Origin of the sequence: Planomonospora antibiotica (assembly GCF_014647955.1) — a bacterium.
In the GTDB taxonomy this organism is placed as follows: Bacteria; Actinomycetota; Actinomycetes; order Streptosporangiales; family Streptosporangiaceae; genus Planomonospora; species Planomonospora parontospora.
In genome coordinates this window covers 1-16,706 of sequence record NZ_BMQE01000030.1, presented here as the reverse complement: position 1 = coordinate 16,706, position 16,706 = coordinate 1, and the positions used below count along the sequence as shown (strand labels likewise).

The 16,706-nt window shown below is 73.9% G+C and carries 13 protein-coding genes; 4 read left to right on the top strand and 9 right to left on the bottom strand.

Features of this window, described 5'->3' with window-relative positions:
* Window positions 1–60 precede the first annotated feature (60 nt).
* Complete coding sequence (locus IEZ06_RS24140) at window positions 61–576, bottom strand: hypothetical protein (RefSeq protein ID WP_189238970.1); 516 nt, start codon at window positions 574–576, stop codon at window positions 61–63.
* A 279-nt stretch (window positions 577–855) separates the two neighbouring features.
* Here IEZ06_RS24140 and IEZ06_RS24135 point away from each other — a divergent pair, with 279 nt between their 5' ends.
* Both IEZ06_RS24135 and IEZ06_RS24130 read left to right on the top strand, forming a co-directional pair.
* A complete protein-coding gene (locus tag IEZ06_RS24135) occupies window positions 856–2,289 on the top strand; it encodes a helix-turn-helix domain-containing protein (protein ID WP_203872150.1) in 1,434 nt (477 codons plus the stop codon).
* Window positions 2,290–2,742: 453 nt separating this feature from the next.
* Window positions 2,743–5,013, top strand: a complete 2,271-nt coding sequence (locus tag IEZ06_RS24130; protein ID WP_189238969.1) for a M4 family metallopeptidase — start codon at window positions 2,743–2,745, stop codon at window positions 5,011–5,013.
* A gap of 80 nt (window positions 5,014–5,093) precedes the next feature.
* On the opposite strand, the gene efeB is transcribed toward IEZ06_RS24130, so the two are convergent.
* The 6 genes from efeB to IEZ06_RS24100 form a co-directional block, all read right to left on the bottom strand.
* Window positions 5,094–6,353 carry an iron uptake transporter deferrochelatase/peroxidase subunit gene (efeB, locus tag IEZ06_RS24125; RefSeq protein WP_203872149.1) on the bottom strand — a complete coding sequence of 420 codons (1,260 nt, stop codon included), beginning with the start codon at window positions 6,351–6,353 and terminating at the stop codon, window positions 5,094–5,096.
* Window positions 6,350–7,507 carry an iron uptake system protein EfeO gene (efeO, locus tag IEZ06_RS24120; protein WP_189238968.1) on the bottom strand — a complete coding sequence of 386 codons (1,158 nt, stop codon included), beginning with the start codon at window positions 7,505–7,507 and terminating at the stop codon, window positions 6,350–6,352. Before efeO ends, efeB begins: the two co-directional genes overlap by 4 nt.
* A gap of 14 nt (window positions 7,508–7,521) precedes the next feature.
* Complete coding sequence (gene efeU, locus IEZ06_RS24115) at window positions 7,522–8,364, bottom strand: iron uptake transporter permease EfeU (protein WP_068897519.1); 843 nt, start codon at window positions 8,362–8,364, stop codon at window positions 7,522–7,524.
* An 87-nt stretch (window positions 8,365–8,451) separates the two neighbouring features.
* Complete coding sequence (locus IEZ06_RS24110; protein WP_229798607.1) at window positions 8,452–9,624, bottom strand: amidohydrolase; 1,173 nt, start codon at window positions 9,622–9,624, stop codon at window positions 8,452–8,454.
* 110 nt (window positions 9,625–9,734) lie between these two features.
* Entirely contained in the window at window positions 9,735–11,036 is a 1,302-nt protein-coding gene (locus IEZ06_RS24105) for an enterochelin esterase domain-containing protein (RefSeq protein WP_189238966.1), read from the bottom strand.
* A 1-nt stretch (window position 11,037) separates the two neighbouring features.
* Window positions 11,038–13,287, bottom strand: coding sequence for an iron chelate uptake ABC transporter family permease subunit (locus IEZ06_RS24100; RefSeq protein WP_189238965.1), 2,250 nt, complete (start codon window positions 13,285–13,287; stop codon window positions 11,038–11,040).
* A 61-nt stretch (window positions 13,288–13,348) separates the two neighbouring features.
* Between IEZ06_RS24100 and IEZ06_RS24095 the strand changes: the two genes are divergently transcribed.
* A complete protein-coding gene (locus IEZ06_RS24095; RefSeq protein ID WP_189238964.1) occupies window positions 13,349–14,320 on the top strand; it encodes an ABC transporter substrate-binding protein in 972 nt (323 codons plus the stop codon).
* A 143-nt stretch (window positions 14,321–14,463) separates the two neighbouring features.
* Here IEZ06_RS24095 and IEZ06_RS24090 read toward each other — a convergent pair whose 3' ends face one another.
* On the bottom strand, window positions 14,464–15,558 hold the full coding sequence (locus tag IEZ06_RS24090) for a hypothetical protein (protein WP_189238963.1): 1,095 nt from the start codon (window positions 15,556–15,558) through the stop codon (window positions 14,464–14,466).
* 175 nt (window positions 15,559–15,733) lie between these two features.
* Entirely contained in the window at window positions 15,734–15,970 is a 237-nt protein-coding gene (locus IEZ06_RS24085) for a hypothetical protein (protein WP_189238962.1), read from the bottom strand.
* Between the two features lie 169 nt (window positions 15,971–16,139).
* On the opposite strand from IEZ06_RS24085, the gene IEZ06_RS24080 reads away from it, so the two are divergent.
* Window positions 16,140–16,649 (top strand): DinB family protein, encoded by a 510-nt coding sequence (locus IEZ06_RS24080; protein ID WP_189238961.1) that lies wholly within the window; start codon window positions 16,140–16,142, stop codon window positions 16,647–16,649.
* The last annotated feature ends 57 nt before the right edge of the window (window positions 16,650–16,706 follow it).

The window sequence follows — 16,706 nt, the reverse complement described above, 5'->3', positions numbered from 1 at the left end:
GTGGATGCTCGTCAGCTGAACCGCCGGGCGAACCGCTGACGGCGGGAGAGGCGAACGGCCTCAGAACCGGTAGCGCATGATCCGCCCCACGTCGCGCAGGCCGGGGATGCGCGCCAGCACCTTCATGCCCAGCCTGCCGGAGAGGGGCAGCTCGTCCAGGCCCGGCATGTCGACGCTGCGCAGCGCGTCGAGGCACTCCAGGCCCTCGTGCCAGCCCTCGATCTCGTGCGGGTCGTCGATGCCCCAGTGCAGGACCGCGCCCGCGTTGCGCACCGCGGGCACCAGCTTCTGCATCCGGACGCCCAGCGTGCCGTAGCAGTCGAAGAGCAGCTGCCCGCCGGGGAAGCGTCCGGTGATCCGCTCGATCAACCGCCTGCCGTCCTGCTTGCGCAGGTACATCGTCAGGCCCTCGAAGACGGCCACGGCCGGGCGGTCGGCGGGCACCTCGCCGAGCCACCCCTCCGCCTCGGTGTCGTGCAGGATCGGCCGCGGCGAGCGGCTGTCGAGCGCCCTGCCGTACAGCGTGGCGAGCATGGTCTCCTGGGCGCCGCGGAAAGTGACCTTCTCGCGTTCCATGGCCCTCCGATCCCCTCCGGCCGTCGGCCACGTTACTCCTGCCGGAGTCCGCGGGCCCCTCAGGCGAAGAGCGCCCTCCGGAGCGGTTTCCGGTCCTCCGCCGGGAGGTGCGCCGTTGCCGGCGCCGTACGGTGCGCACTTCCCGAAAGAGGATCACGTTCCCTCAAAGCGGGATGACCGGTCTGCGCAGAAGGCGTATACCAGTGGCGGATGACGGATGTTACGATCCCGGCACCTCGGTGACCGAGTGGTGAAATATCGCACCGCTCAGTGTGCTCCGTGCGCGCGGGAGGTCTGGTGGACGTCGTCGGCACTCGGGCGAACGCACCTGGAGCGCCGGCACCGTGGGCCGAGTTCGGTCGCCAGCTCCGCCGCTGGCGGCAGCGGGCCGGCCTCACCCAGGCGCAGGTCGGAACCAGGGTCGGTTACGACCACAGCGCCATCAGCAAGCTGGAGGGCGGCAGGCGCGAGCCGTCGCCGCGGCTGGCGCGCCACCTCGACGAGGTCCTCGGAGCCGGCGGGGAGCTGCTGGCGGTCTACACGGCCTCCCGGCGCGAGGACGCGGACACCGCGCCCCGGGCCGCCGGCGGGGCCCGGCCCGGCCCGCTGCCCGGGGACGGCGGGGACGCCGGAGCCGCCGGTCCGCTCTTCCCGGACGTGCTCGGCTGGCCGTACCGCCTGCCCAGCCACGGCCTCGAGTGCCCTCTGCACGACGACGAGGGCTGTACGGTGCCCGCGCCGGCCGACGCGCTCCCGGCGTATCTCGCGTTCTGCGCCTCCGGCCTCCCGGCGGACACCGGTTCCGACACCGTCCACGTGCTCTCCGGGCTTCTGGCGGCCTGCCGGCGCGCCGACGCCGAGCGGGCGTCACCGGAGACGATCACGGTGGTCGAGCAGGCGCTCCACGCGATCGTGCGGCGCATGGAGGCGCTCGCGGGACCGTCCCTGCGGGCGTTCCGGCGGCTCGCCGCCGGTTACGCGCAGCTCGCCGGCGAACTGCGGATGCAGCGCGGCCAGAACGGGATGGCGATGGCCTGGCTCCACAAAGGGCTGGGCTGGGCAGCCGTGTCCGACGGCATCGGGATGCGCGCCACCATCCTCTACGACATGAGCACGGTCGCCCGCCTGGAGCACGACGCGCCCTCGGCCCTGGCATATGCGCGCGCGATCCGAGCCGCCGGTCCCGGCCTGCGCTGGACGGCCGTCGCGGCCGATCTCTGCGAGGCGCGGGCGCACGCGCTCGGCGGCGACGCGCCGGAGTCCCGGCGGCACCTGGCCCGAGCCCGGACGGCCCTGTCCCGCCTGGAGGAACGCGACCTGACCGGGGCGCGGTGGCTGCACGGGGCCAGCGGAGAGGTCTACCTGGAGTCGGGGACCGGCGGCGCCCTGCGCGACATCGCCGCCCTGACGGCGGACCGGTCGGCGGCCCGCCTGGCGGCCGAGGCGATGGAGCGGTCGCTGGGCAGCCTGGCGGAGCGGATGCGTCCCGCCAGGCTGCTGTTCACGCTGCGGCTGGCCGACTGCCATGCGTGCGCCGGGGATCCGGAGGCGGCGCTGGCCGTCGCCGCTCCGGTGCTGGCAGAGGCGAGCGCCGTATCGACCGCGCTGATCGACCGGGAGCTTCGCGGGCTGCGCGGCAGACTGGCGGCCCGCTGGAGCGGCCGGCCGACCGTGCGCGACTTCATCGACCCGTTCGGCCGCAGCCTCCCCTGACCGCGAGTAGGCCGCGCCCTTCCAGTCCGGCCCCTTCCAGTCCGGTCCCTTTCGGCTCGGTCCCTTCAGCCCTTTTCAGGCCGGCCCTTCCCGGCGGAGCCCGGCCCAGCCTCCGGCCCGCCACCGCCCACCGGTCCACTCGCGCTCCCGTTCGCCGCCGCACTTGCCGATGTGCTTGCCGGTTCGGGTGCGGCAAGCGCCTTCCTTCACGTTCCGTCCATCAACCGGCACATCGTGTGATCGCTCCGACTTCCGATCGACAGAAATTTGCATCAAGAGTTGAGAATATTGACCCACTTCTGTCTGATATGGGACCGTTCGTCCGCGTTGTTCGCGGCGATTCCTGCCGGCAGATCCTGACAGGCCCTGCCGACAGGTCTCGCATCGATGTCCGCGGCGGCGGCCGTACGCCGCCACCGCGGTTCCCCCACATCGCCAGAGAGCGAGAACAGCATGAGAGGGTCCCTCCGGACACCGGCGCTGGCCGGTATCGCAATCACCCTGGCGGCAGCCACCGTGCTCGCCGCCCCCGCCTCGGCCGATCCACCCCCCTCGCCCGCCGACGCGGCCGCCGTGGCCAGGGCCGAGCAGGCCATCGAACGGCACCGCGACGCGATTCGCGGGGCCGGCCAGGACGACTACAAGGTCCAGACCGTCCGGGTGGACGCCGACGGCGCGTCGCACGTCCGCTACCACCGGACCTACCGGGGTCTGCGGGTCCGCGGCGGCGACTTCGTCGTCCACCTGAGGCCCGACGGAGCCTTCGCCGACGCCTCGGTCGGGCTCACCGAGGCGCTGACGCTCGGCACCGGCCCGAAGGTGTCCGCCGCCACCGCTGCAGGAAAGGCCAAGAGCGCGTTCACCGGGAAGATCACCGAGGTCACCGAGCCGGAGCTGCTGATCGACGCCTCCTCCGGACAGGGGCGCCTGGCCTGGGAGACCGTGGTCGCCGGCTGGGCCCCCGACGGGCAGACCCCGTCGCGGCTGCACGTGATCGTCGACGCCGGGTCCGGAGAGGTCATCGACTCCTACGACGAGATCAGGTCGGCCGTCGAGGGCGCCACGGCGACCACCCGGAACGCCCTGGTCGACGGGACCGGGAACTCGATCTACTCCGGCACGGTCACGATCTCCACGACGCAGTCCGGGAGCTCGTACAGCATGGTCGACCCGGACCGCGGCAACGGCAGAACCTGCGACATGAACAACCGCACCAGCGGCACCTGCTCGACCTTCACCGACCCCGACAACACCTGGGGCACCGGCTCCAGCGGCAACCGGCAGTCGGCCGGGGTGGACGCCCACCACGGCGCCGCGAAGACGTTCGACTACTTCAAGAACGTGCACGGCCGCAACGGCATCTTCGGCAACGGGAGCGGCGTGCCGAGCCGGGTCCACTACGGCAGCAACTACGTCAACGCCTTCTGGGACGGCTCCCAGATGACCTACGGCGACGGCTCGGGCAACTCCCGGCCGCTGGTCGCCATCGACGTGGCCGGGCACGAGATGGCCCACGGCGTGACCGAGAACACCGCCGGCCTGGTCTACTCCGGCGAGTCCGGTGGCCTGAACGAGTCCACCAGCGACATCTTCGGGAACATGGTCGAGTTCTACGCCGGCAGCAGCGCGGACCCCGGCGACTACCAGGTCGGCGAGAAGATCGACATCAGGGGCAACGGCACCCCGCTCCGCTACATGTACAACCCCTCGCTGGACGGCAGCTCGCACTCCTGCTGGTCGACCGGCACCGCGAGCGTCGACGTCCACTACTCCTCCGGCGTCGGCAACCACTTCTTCTTCAACCTCGCCGAGGGCACCGGGGCGACCCAGTACGGCACCTCGCCGGTGTGCGGCTCGGCCCCGGCCGTGACCGGCATCGGCAGGGAGAAGGCGGAGAAGATCTGGTTCCGGGCGCTGGACGCCTACTTCACCTCCAGCACCCGCTACGTCAACAGCGGCAACCCGGCCAACACCGCCCGCGCCTACACGCTCCGCGCCACCACCGACCTGTACGGCAGCTGCTCCACCGAGTATCGGACCGTCCAGGCGGCCTGGACGGCGGTCAACGTGGCGGGCAGCGACGCCCCGTGCTCGTCCGGGAACGACTTCTCGGTCTCGGTCTCCCCCACCGCGGCCGCCACCAACCCCGGCGGCTCCGTCACCGCGACCGTCTCCACCCAGGTCACCGGCGGATCCGCGCAGACCGTGGCCCTGTCCGCCTCGGGACTGCCCGCGGGCGCCACCGCCTCCTTCGACCCCGTCTCCGTGCAGGCCGGCGGCACCTCCACGCTGACCGTGGCCACCGCCGCCTCCACCCCCGCCGGCACCTATCCCGTCACCCTCACCGGCACCGGCACCACCGCCACCCGCACCGCGACCTTCACCCTGACCGTCAACGGCCCGGGCGGCGGCGCCTGCCAGGGCTTCGAGACCACGAAGACCGGAACCCTGAGCTCAGGCGCCAGCCAGTACCAGCCTGACGGGGGCTCCTTCCAGACCACCGCCGGCGGGGCGCACCGCGCCTGCCTCGACGGACCGAACGGCACCGACTTCGACCTGTACCTGCAGAAGCGGGGCACCTTCGGCTGGAGCACCGTGGCCCGCAGCACCTCCACCGGCCCTGACGAGAGCCTGACCTACAACGGCACCGCCGGCACCTACCGCTACCGCGTCCACTCCTACAGCGGCAGCGGCGGCTACACCCTCGGCTACGACGCTCCGTAACGGCGGACACCGCCCCAGACGCCCACCGGAGCCCCGGGCACCGGTGGGCGTCGCCCGAGGTCCGCTCCCATCACGGGGCCTCAGGCGAAGAGCGCCCTCCCCCAGTGGTCGCTTGCGTCCACCACCCCGGGCGGGCAGGCGAACAGCCCGCTGGAGACGTGCTTGATGTACTCGTTGAGCGGGTCGGTGGCGGCCAGCGCCTGCTGCACCGGGACGAACTGCCTGCGCGGGTCGCGCTGGTAGGCCATGAAGAACAGGCCCGCGTCCAGCCGTCCCAGGCCGTCGGAGCCGTCGACGTAGTTGTAGCCGCGGCGCAGCAGGCGCGCTCCGCCGTGCGAGGTGGGGTGCGCCAGCCGGACGTGGGCGTCCCGGGGGATCACCGGCTCTCCGCCGGGACCGGTCTTCGCGAAGTCCGGCTCGTCGAACTCCGCCTTCCCGGTGAGCGGGGCGCCCTCGCCCTTGTCCCGGCCGAAGATCGCCTCCTGCTCCGCCAGCGGGGCGCGGTCCCAGGTCTCGATGTGCATCCGGATCTTGCGGGTGACCAGGTAGGCGCCGCCGTCCATCCAGGCCGGTCCGTCGCCGGGGGCCGCCCACAGGTGGTCGCGGAGCATCGCGGTGTCCTCGAGCTTGAGGTTGTTCGTGCCGTCCTTGAAACCCATCAGGTTGCGCGGGGTGGCCTGCGCCCGGGAGGTGGACGACGTGCGGCCGAAGCCCAGCTGCGAGTAGCGCACGGTCACCCTGCCGAACCCGATCCGCGCGAGGTTGCGGATCGCGTGCACGGCCACCTGCGGGTCGTGCGCGCACGCCTGGACGCAGATGTCGCCGCCGGAGATCTCGGGCAGCAGCCCGTCGCCCGGGAAGGCGGGCAGGTCGGCGAGCGCGGCCGGTCTCCGCCCGGCCAGCCCGAACCGCTCGTCGAACAGCGACGGGCCGAAGCCGACCGTCAGGGTGAGGCCGGAGGCGGGCAGGCCGAGGGCCTCGCCGGTGTCGTCCGGCGGGGCCTCCGGGGCCCCGCCGACCGCGCCGAACGCGCCGGCGTCCTTACCCTGGGTCATCCGCGCGGCGGCGGCCGTCCACTCCTGCAGCAGGTCGACCAGCTCGGCCCGCTCGGTGGTGGTCACGTCGAAGGCGACGAAGTGCAGCCGGTCCTGGGCGGGAGTCGTGATCCCCGCCTGGCGCTCGCCGTAGAACGGCACCGCGTCGGCCGACGAGGACGACGACACCGGGCGGGCGGCGGGCGGCTCGTCCGCGAGCACGCGGGCGGCGACCGCCCCGGCCCCGGCGGCGGCGACGCCCGCGGCGCCCAGCCCGAACAGCGACCTGCGGCTGATCCCGCTCACCGGACCACCACCGCCGCGACCTTGCTGATCGGCTCGGAGAGGCTGTTGATGGCATCCGACAGCACGCGCAGGTCCTCCTTCGACAGCTCGGTGTGCAGCTTCCAGCCGTCACCGCTGCGGTGCGCCTCCAGGGCGGCCTCGGCGGCGGCGAACCTCTCGTCCAGCGTCTTCACCAGCGCCGGGTCGCGCTCCTCCAGGACCGGGCGGAGCGACTGGACCGCGGCCCTGGATCCCTGGAGGTTGGCGGCGAAGTCCCACAGGTCCGTGTGGGAGTAGCGGTCCTCCTCGCCGGTGATCTTCCCGGTGGCCACCTCGTCGAGCAGTTCCTTGGCCCCGTTGGCGAGCTGCACGGGGGAGAGCTCGGCCGCGTTGGCCTTCTCCACGATCGTGGTGACGTCGGTCATCAGCTTGTCGGCCAGCTCGTCGTCGCCCGAGACGTCCTTGGCGACCCACAGGTCCTTCTCGATCCTGTGGAAACCGGTCCACTCCTCGCCCTCGGCCACGTCGTTCTCCCGCGCGTCGATCGCCGGGTCGAGGTCGCCGAAGATCTCGGCCACCGGCTCGATGCGCTCCCAGTAGGTGCGGGCGACGGGGAACAGCTTCTTGGCCTCGTCGATGTCCTCGGCCTTGACGGCGTCCACGAACTCCTTGGTCTTGACCAGCAGGGTGTCCGACTGGGACTTGACGTACCGCTTGTAGCCGGCGACGGCCTCGGCGAGCTTCGCGTCGTCGGTCAGCGGCTTGTGCTCCCCGCTGACCTTGAGGGCGTTGCGGATGCCCTTGCCCGTCATGCCGGGCTTGCAGGCCGTCTCGTACATGCCCGCCGGGAGCTCCACGACGAGCTCGCGGGTCAGGCCGGGGACGATGTTCTCGACCTCGCCCATCACCCGGTCGCCCGTGGCGTAGACGTAGAACTCCGTCACCTTGGCACCGTTGTTGGTCACGGAGAACGTCGAGGTGCCCGCGGCCACCTCGGTGGCGGCGACCTCGCACTCGGTGTCGGTGGCGGCGACGGCGACCGGGCCGCCCCCGGTCCCGGCGGCGGCCGTGGCCCCCGGGCCCGAACCCGGGTCCGCCGACGAGCAGCCGGCGAGACCGGCGAGGGCGAGGACGGCGGCGGCCAGGGCGGTGGGCGCGGCGGTGGGGGTGCGCATTGCGTTGACTCCGGTCAGGAAGCGGCCTGGGCCGACTGGGGGGCGGGGCCCGCCGGCGTCCTGCCGCCGGGCCACAGGAAGAGGACGAGGACGGGCACCGCGTAGGCGACCCAGGCGACGGTCTCCAGGACGCTGGGCTGGGCGGTGACGTTGAACATGCCGCCGAGCACCATCGAGTACCAGGCTCCGGGGTCGAGGACGCCGCTGATGTCGAAGGCGTGGGTGTTCAGTCCCGGCAGGAACCCCGCCTCCTGCAGGTCGTGCACGCCGTACTTGAGGATGCCGGCGGCGACGAGGATCAGCAGCAGGCCGGTCCAGGTGAAGAACGTGGTGAGGTTGATCCGCAGGGCGCTGCGGTACAGCCCCCAGCCGAGCGCGACCGAGGTCAGCAGGCCCAGGGTGATGCCGATCAGCGGGCTGGCGGTGGTGGTGGCGCCCTGCACGGCGGCGAACCACAGCAGCGTGGTCTCCAGCCCCTCGCGCGCCACCGCGAGGAACGCCACCACGACGACGGCCACGGGTCCCAGCCGGAGCGCCTCGCCGAGCTTCTCCCGCAGCTCCCCGGACATCCGCCGGGCGGCCGTCCGCATCCAGAAGATCATGGACGTGACGAACACGGTCGCGGCGATCGAGACGACCGCCTCGAACAGCTCCTGCTGCTGCAGGTCGAGGTGGGCGGCGGTGAAGGTGAGCAGCGCGCCGAACGCCACCGAGAGCACGGCCGCGGCGCCGACGCCCGCCCAGACCAGCGGCAGCCGGTCACGCCGGTCGCTCTTCACGAGGAAGGCGACGAGGATGGAGACGACGAGCGCCGCCTCCAGCCCCTCGCGGAGGCCGATGAGATAACTCGCGAGCATGGACGGCCTCCACCCATAAGCCTTGCCTAACTTAGGACAGGCTTACCATAACCTGAACATTTCCTGAAGAGTGAGCGGGGGTGGTGTTCACGCTCCCGCGGGCGGAAGGGCCAGGTCGGCCGCCGTCCAGGCGAGCAGGACGGCGGCGTCGAGCAGCGCGCGGTCGGCCGCCGGGGCCGCGGCGGCCTCGGCGAAGGCGGCGTCGTGCGGTACGGCCCCGCCGGCGCCGATGTCGAGCATCGGGTGGATGGCGCGGACCGCGTGCGAGACGTTGGCCATGTCGGTCATCGCGAACGGCTCGCGCTCGACCGGGGCGGGCCGCCCGAGCGCGGCGGCGTTGGCCGCGTAGAGCTCCGCCAGCCCCGCGTCGTCCCGGAAGTCCAGATAGTCCGGTTCCGGGCGGGTCAGGTGCAGCTCGCAGCCGGTCGCCACGGCGGCGCCCCGGAAGCAGTCCTCCACCCGGGCGCGGAGCGCCGCGAGGTCCTCGGCCCTGGCGGCCCTGATCTCGTAGCTCGCCGCGGCGCGGGCCGGGATGACGTTGGGCGCCTCCCCCGCGGCCGTCACCACGCCGTGCACGTGCCAGTCGCGCGGGAGCTGCTGGCGGAGCAGCCCGATCGCGACCTGGGCCAGGGTCATCGCGTCGGCGGCGTTGCGGCCCTCGTGCGGGGCCAGGGTGGCGTGGGCCGGGCGGCCGAGATATTCGGCGTCGAGCGTGCCGAGCGCGAACGAGCGGAACCTCACGGTCTCGAACGGCCCGGGATGCACCATCATGGCCGCGTCCACGCCGTCGAAGACGCCCGCCTCCAGCAGCAGCGCCTTGCCCCCGCCGCGCTCCTCGGCGGGGGTGCCGACCACCTTCACGGTCAGGCCGAGCGCGTCGGCGACCGGGGCGAGCGCCAGGCCCGCGCCGACGGCCGCCGCGGCGATGACGTTGTGCCCGCAGGCGTGGCCGAGGCCGGGCAGCGCGTCGTACTCCGCGCAGAACGCCACCGTCACGGGGCCGGAGCCGTACGACGCGGAGAAGGCGGTCGGCAGCCCGCCCGCCCCGGCGGTCACCTCGAACCCGGCCGCGCTCAGCGCCCGCGCCGTCCACTCCGCCGCCCGGTGCTCGGCGAAGGCCGTCTCGGGATGCGCGTGGATGCGGTGGCTCAGCCCGACCAGCTCCCCGGCGTGCGCCAGCACCCGTTCCCTGATCGCGGCCTTCACCGGGCCGCTCCCCGGTCCCCCCGCGCCCGCCCCGGCCGCGTCCGCTCCGCTCACACCCACCCCGTTCCCATCCGCTCCACCCGCGCCCGCCCCGGCCGCGTCCGCTCCGCTCACACCCACCCCATTCACGTCCGTTCCGCCCGCGTCCGTTCCGGGTGCGCCCATCACGACCACCCCGCGGCCAGCCCGGAGAGCCCGGAGGCGAGCCCGCCGAGCCAGCAGGCCGGATCGTGGCCGCCGTTGTACTCGGTGAACGTCACCTCGTACCCCTTGGCGGTGAGGACCTCGGCGAACCGCCGGTTCTCGGCGAGCAGCATCCACTCCAGCCGCCCGGCCTCCACGTGGAAGCGGACCGGGAGCCGGGGCGCCCGCTCGTAGCGCCGGGTCAGCCATTCGGGGTCGTCGTCGCTCCACCAGTAGGAGCCGGACTGCGAGAGCACGTTGCCGAAGCGCTCGGGGGCGGTGAACGCCGCGTAGGAGGCGGTGAGCCCACCGAAGCTCTGGCCCGCGACCACGGTCAGCCCGGGATCGCCGGTGACCCCCCACTCCCGTTGCGCCCAGGGCAGCAGGTCGTCGGCCAGGTGCCGGACGAACGGCTCGTGGCAGGCCATCTCGCGCAGCCGGGTCGGCCGGTCCACCGCGTCGGGCAGCAGCACGACCGTCGGCGGGATCCGGCCCTCGGCGATCAGGTTGTCCATCGTCGGCGCGATCCGCCCGGCCCACACATCCCCGTCGAGCAGGACGAGCACCGGGTACGGCCCGCCGCCCCGCCGCCCCGCCGCCCCGCCGCCCCGCTCCGCCGCCGGAGCCACCGGAGCCACCGGAGCCACCGGAGCCACCGGAGCCACCGGAACCGCCGGAACCGCCGGAACCGCCGAGGATCCCGGCGTCCCCGGGACCTCCCGCTCGGATGTCCCCGCCGCGGAGGCCTCGTGCCCCGGCGGCGTGTAGACCCAGACCCGCCGTCCCGCGACCGCGCTCTCGCGCACCCGTCCCGCGGGCACGCCGGGGCGCCGGTCCCGGTACGGCTGCGCGGGGGCGTCCGGCAGTTCCAGCAGGGAGGAGGGGTTGCGGCCGTGGCCGCCGGGGACCCGGACGGGGTTGCCCGGGTCGGGGAGGGCCGTCATCATGACGCGCAGCCAGGAGTCCCGGTCCGTGCCGGGCACCTCCTGGCACGGCAGGATCTGGTAGCTCGCCCGCAGGTCCCCGTCGAGCTCGTAGGTCAGGCGGAGCACGTCGCCGCCCGGCTCCCGGATCATCACGTGGGCGCCGATGTCGCCCGCGTGCCGGTCCCGGTCGGTCAGCGTGTTGATCAGGACGACCGCCCGCTCGTCCTCGGACCGGGCCCGCCACAGGAAGGTCACCCGGTACCTGCCCGGTGTCCCGGCCGGCTCGACCAGCGGGGTGGCCCGGCCGTCCCGCGGGGCCCCGCCCGGGGAACCGTGTCCAGGGGATTGCAGCGGCATGTCACGACCTCCGGTCGGAGAGCAGGGTCCACAGCAGGAAGGGGCCGCCCAGGACGCTCGTCACGACGCCCGCGGGGATCTCCGCCCCGGAGGCGATGACGCGGCCGATCGTGTCGGCGGCCACGACGAGCGCGGCCCCGGTGAGGGGCGCGCCGACGAGCGGGAGCCGGGCGGGCCCGGACAGGCGGGCGGCGATCACGGGCGCGGCCAGCGCCACGAAGGCGATGGGCCCGCCGATGCCGATGGCCAGCCCGGCCAGGGCCACGGCCAGGGCGAGGACGGCCAGCCGGGTCGTCCGGGGGTTCGCCCCGAGTCCGGTGCCGACGTCCTCGCTGAAACGCATCACGTCCAGCCGCCGGGAGACGGCCAGCGCGGCGGGCAGCAGCAGGGCCAGCCCGGCGGCCACCGGCAGCGCCACCGGGTAGCCGCGCCCGGCGAGGCTGCCGACGCTCCAGGAGTGGATGGCCGTGGCGGAGCTGAGCCCGTTCCAGGCCAGGACCGACTGGGTCAGCGCCCCGGCCAGGGTGGTGACCGCCAGACCGGTGACGATGAACCGGTAACCCTGGGTACCGACGCCGCCGGAGATCGCGAAGACCACGGCGGCGGCGGCGAGGGCGCCGAGCGGGCCGGTCCACCAGTGCTCGAAGAGCGTCTGCGCGGACGAGAAGAGCCCGGCCAGCATGATGGCGATGACGGCGCCCTGGTTGATGCCGAGCATGTCGGGCGTGGCCAGCCGGTTGCGGGCCAGCGCCTGGGTCAGGCAGCCGGACAGGCCGAGCGCGGCCCCCGCCACCAGCCCGGCGACGACCCTGGGCAGCCGGATCTCCTGGACGAGCAGGATCTGCCCGCCCGCCCCGATCCCGCGCAGCGCGTCCAGCGCCTGCCCGGCGGTCATCGCGGACTGCCCGGCCACCAGCGCGGTCACCCCGGCCGCCGCCGCGAGCGCGGCCAGCGCCGCGACGGCGAAGGAGGAGCGCACCGGGAGCAGGACCGAGAGGGCGCCGAGCCGTACCGGCAGCACGTCGGACGGGAGCGGTCCCCGCCCCGGCCCGGACCGCGCGCCGCGCCGTACGCCGGACCGTGCGCCGCGCCGTACGCCGGACCGTGCGCCGCGCCGTACGCCGGACCGTGCGCCGGTCGCCGGGGGCCCGCCCGCGCGGTCCGCTCCGGCCCGCCGCCGCAGGATGCGGCGGAGCCCTTCCGCCGGCGACCGGAGGAGCCCCGCCCCCCGGCGCGGGACCCGGTCCGAGATCAGGTCCCCGGCCCCGGCGGCGACCGCGCGGGAGCGCGCCACCACGATCAGCACGGGTCCGCCGAGGATCGCGATCAGCAGCGAGACCGGCGCCTCGTACGGCCGCATGACCACCCGGGCGAGCACGTCCGCGCCGAGCAGTACCAGCGCGCCGGCCAGGCCCGACAGCACGATCTGCGGGCCGACCCGGCCGCCGAGCAGGGTCCTGGCCAGGTAACCGGCCAGCAGGCCGAGGAAGCCGATCGGCCCGGCCACCGCGACCGCGGCGGCGCTGAGCAGCGTCACCGCCACGGTCACCACGACCCGGGTACGGCCCGGCCGGTGGCCGAGGGCCACGGCCATGTCGTCGCCGAGGGAGAGCGCGGCCAGCGGCCGGGCGGCCAGCGCGGCCATGACGAGCCCGGTCAGGATCGCCGGGGAGACCGACAGGACCCGCTCCAGCGGGACGCCCGCGAGCGAGCCGAGCACCCAGAACCGGTACTGGTCGAAGGTGACGGGGTCGGCGACCAGCAGGGCCGAGGTGATCCCGGTGAGCGTGGCCGACAGCGCCGCGCCCGCCAGGACCAGTTTGAGCGGGGAGAAGCGGGAGCCGATCAGCAGCACGACCCCGGTGGCCAGCAGCGCGCCGCCGAGGGCCCAGACCAGGTAGGCCCCGCCGGTCTGCGCGCCCGCGTAGACGATCCCGACGACCACGCCGAGGGCGGCGCCCGAGTTCACCCCGAGCAGTCCGGTCTCGGCGAGCGGGTTGCGGGTGACCGCCTGCAGCAGCATGCCGGAGACGCCGAGGGCGGCGCCCACGACGAGGGCGGCCAGCGTGCGGGGCAGCCGGAGCGTGGTGACGACCATCTCCAGGTGGTGGTCGCCGCGGGCGCCGAGCAGGTAGTCGACGACCTGTTCCGGCGCGACCCGGCCGGCGCCGGTCAGCACGGAGACCGCGGCGAGCCCCAGCAGCGCCGTCAGGCAGAGGGCGAACACCGGGAGGGGGGCCCGGGGTTGCATAAACATAAGGTAAGGCTAACCTAAAGTAGGTAAGACTTGCCTAATCTGGTCTGGAGCTCGCATGTCCCCCCTCCGCAGGGCCGGCGGCCTGTTCGCCGCCGTTCTCGCCGCCCTGACCGTCGCGGCGTGCGGCACGTCGTCCACGGACACGTCCGCGGCGCCCGCCGCCTCGTCCTCCGCCGCCCCGGCCGCCGCCTCCGCCACCCGCGAGGTGAAGGACGCCACCGGCACCCTGATCAAGGTCCCCGCGGAGCCGAAGCGCGTGGTCACCCTCACCCAGGAGGACCTCGACGCCGCCCTCGCCCTCGGCGTCACCCCGGTCGGCATCACCAACGGCCAGGGCCTCGACAAGCCCCCGGCGTACCTCGCCGACAAGGTCCAGGGCATCCCCGTCGTCGGCAACCTGCTCCAGCCGGTGATCGACAAGGTCGTCGAGGTCCAGCCCGACCTGATCCTCGCCGGGGACATGCAGGACCAGCAGATGCTCGACCAGCTCCGCAAGATCACCCCCGCGACGGTGGTCACGATGGCGCCCACCGACGACTGGAAGCTCTCGTTCATGGGCATCGGCAACACGCTGAACAGGCTCGACGCGGCCAAGAAGGTCCTCGCCGACTACGACGCCAAGGTCGCCGAGGCGAAGAGCAAGGTCGAGCCCGCCGAGGTGAGCATCGTCCGGTGGAACCCACAGGGCCCGAGCTGGATGGAGAAGCGGCAGTTCGCCAGCTTCGTCGCCACCGACCTCGGTCTCACCCGGCCCAAGGCGCAGGACAAGGACGGCACCGCCCACTCCATGCCGCTGAGCCTGGAGGCCCTGTCCGACATCGACGGCGAGTGGCTGTTCCTGTCCACCCTCACCTCCGACGGCGAGAAGGCCCTCGCCGAGGTCAAGGAGACCCCCGCCTTCAAGGAGCTGAAGGCCGTCAAGGCCGGCCACGTCGCCACCGTCGACGGCTCCGTCTGGAGCACCCGCGGCGCCCCGCTGGCCGCCCAGGTCGTCCTCGACGACCTGGTCAAGGCCCTCGCCGGCTGACGGGCCGCACCCCGTACCCCGCACCCCGCGTCCCGATCACCCGGACGGGTGCCCTCTCCCGGTCCCTCCGGCCGCACGGACGGGTGCCCCGGGTCTCCGCCGGGTCCACGTGGACGGGCCTCCTCCCGCACGCCCCGCCGGTCTCACCGGCGGGGCGTTCGCCCGTCGCCGCCGGTGTTCGCCCGCTCGGCGAAGACCCAGTTGTCGGCGGTCGTCCTCAGCCCCGGCAGCCACGTGCCGGGCACGTCGCGCCCGGCGGCGAGCTGCCGGACCGCGCCGTCCCGCATCTCACCGTGGGCGTGGAAGAGGTGGATCCCGGCCACCCCGAACCCCGGGAACCCCACCTCGATGCCGCGCGCGTCCTCGTACGCGGCGTCGAGGACCCTGCCGGGCCCGGCGTCGAGGTCCTCGCCCAGCGCCCGGATGGAGTCGGGACGGATGCTCCTCATCCCCGCGCGCTGGTCCGCCGTGGGAGCCCGGAACCCGCCGGGCACCGCGTCCCCCTCGACGTCCCCCTCGACGCGCCTCGGCCACTCCAGCGGCGTCGCGGCCCCGCCGGCCGCCGGGACCGCGCGCGCTCCGACGAAACCGCCCAGGCCGCCCGCGCCGAGCGTGCCCAGGCCCGCCAGCACGGCGCGGGAGACGCCGAGCCGGGCCGCGACCCCGGACAGCAGCGCCGCCGCGGGACCGTTCGCCTTGGCCAGGCCCGCGATGAGCGCCCGTACGGCCGTCCCCGCCTCCACCATCCGGGCGTTGGCCACATAGGTCGCCTGCACGTTGAGGGCGGGCACCACCGCGGCGGCCAGGAGCGACGCCACGTGGCGCACGAGCGCCGCCCCGATGACCGCGGACGACAGCCCGACGGACGTGTAGGCCACCGCGGTCAGCTTCAGCGCGGCGTCCATCGCGTCGTACATCTCGGCGGCCTGCCCGAGCGTCTCCTGGTAGGGCCGGACCCGGGCGGCCATGAAGGCGTCCCGGCCGCGCTCCGTCCACCGGTCGGCGTCGGCCCGGCCGTTCACCGCCTCCGTGACCAGGGTGCTCGCGGACCGGACGCGCTCGGCGACGCCCCCGTACCGGTCCCCGGCGTGCCAGATCTGCGCCGGGTCGGAGACGAGCGTGCCCAGCGCGAGCGCGACGGGGGCGGCGAGCGGGAAGACGGCCGCCGCACTTGAGGCGCCGGCCGCCCCCCAGACGCTCGGAGCCGAGGTGATCACATCACTGGGCGCAACACCCATGGGGCCGCTCCCCGGGTCGGTGGACGCGAGCGGATCGACCAGCAAGCTACAAGATCTCATGCGCCCTGACAACGGAGGCCCCCGCCCCCGAGGAGACCGCGCCGACGGCTCCGTCCGGGGACTGAGCACGCGCGGCCCGGCGTGTGAGGGCCCGGGGCGGGTGCCGCCCGCGGGGTCAGGTGCCCGGCGGGGTGTTCCCTATGTACACGAAGACCGGCAGCGGCTCCTCGCCCGCCCACTCGGTCCGCTCCGTCGTGCGCTTGAAGTAGAGCGGCCTTCCCAGGTGCGGCATCTGGTAGATGTCCGAACCCTGCGGGATGTCGCCGATATAGGTGTTGTCCAGCCGGGCGATCTCCGGGTCGTTGCCCGGAGGAACCCGCAGAATGCCCGATTCGCTGCCTGCCGTGGCCATGGCCACCTCCTCCCGGCCTATATATCCGCTCCCGCCGGGATCATTGGCGGAGAAGGCCGCCGATCCCCGGACCGCCGCCGGAGCACCGCATCGGTGATCCGGAAATGTCGGTGCCGGTCGGTAGCGTGGGCTCGTCGGATCACGCGAACGCCACGGAAGGCGGGTCTCCATGACCATCCAGGACAAGACCATCACCGGTGAGCGGGCCGATCTGCTGCAGACGCTGGCCAGGCACCGGGGCTTCCTGCGCCAGACGGTCGATGGGCTGACCGACGAGCAGGCGGCACGGCGCACCACGGTGAGCGAGCTCTGCCTGGGCGGCCTGATCAAGCACGTGGCCGGGGTCGAGCAGGGGTGGATGCGGTTCGCGGTCGGCGGGGCCGAGGCCATGCAGAGCGAGCCGGTCGACTGGGAGGGCCAGTTCCGCATGCTGGAGGGCGAGACGCTGGCCGGGCTGCTCGACGCCTACGAGCGGGTGGCCGACCGGACGGACGAGCTGGTGGCGACGCTGCCCGACCTGGACGCCGCCCATCCGCTCCCGGAGGCGCCGTGGTTCGAGCAGGGCGTCTCCTGGTCGGTGCGGCGGGTGCTGCTGCACGTCATCGCCGAGACCTCCCAGCACGCCGGTCACGCCGACATCATCCGCGAGGCGCTGGACGGCGCGAAGACCATGGGTTGACGTCCTCCCCCGTCTGAAGACGGGGGATTCCAACAGCAACTACCCCACAAGGAGGAG

Excerpts from the sequence above, each read along its gene's own strand:
- IEZ06_RS24140 (WP_189238970.1), bottom strand. The coding sequence starts at position 576 with ATGGAACGCGAGAAGGTCACTTTCCGCGGCGCCCAGGAGACCATGCTC.
- IEZ06_RS24130 (WP_189238969.1), top strand. The coding sequence starts at position 2,743 with ATGAGAGGGTCCCTCCGGACACCGGCGCTGGCCGGTATCGCAATCACC.
- efeO (WP_189238968.1), bottom strand. The coding sequence starts at position 7,507 with ATGCGCACCCCCACCGCCGCGCCCACCGCCCTGGCCGCCGCCGTCCTC.
- efeU (WP_068897519.1), bottom strand. The coding sequence starts at position 8,364 with ATGCTCGCGAGTTATCTCATCGGCCTCCGCGAGGGGCTGGAGGCGGCG.
- IEZ06_RS24105 (WP_189238966.1), bottom strand. The coding sequence starts at position 11,036 with ATGCCGCTGCAATCCCCTGGACACGGTTCCCCGGGCGGGGCCCCGCGG.
- IEZ06_RS24100 (WP_189238965.1), bottom strand. The coding sequence starts at position 13,287 with ATGCAACCCCGGGCCCCCCTCCCGGTGTTCGCCCTCTGCCTGACGGCG.
- IEZ06_RS24095 (WP_189238964.1), top strand. The coding sequence starts at position 13,349 with ATGTCCCCCCTCCGCAGGGCCGGCGGCCTGTTCGCCGCCGTTCTCGCC.
- IEZ06_RS24090 (WP_189238963.1), bottom strand. The coding sequence starts at position 15,558 with ATGGGTGTTGCGCCCAGTGATGTGATCACCTCGGCTCCGAGCGTCTGG.
- IEZ06_RS24085 (WP_189238962.1), bottom strand. The coding sequence starts at position 15,970 with ATGGCCACGGCAGGCAGCGAATCGGGCATTCTGCGGGTTCCTCCGGGC.
- IEZ06_RS24080 (WP_189238961.1), top strand. The coding sequence starts at position 16,140 with ATGACCATCCAGGACAAGACCATCACCGGTGAGCGGGCCGATCTGCTG.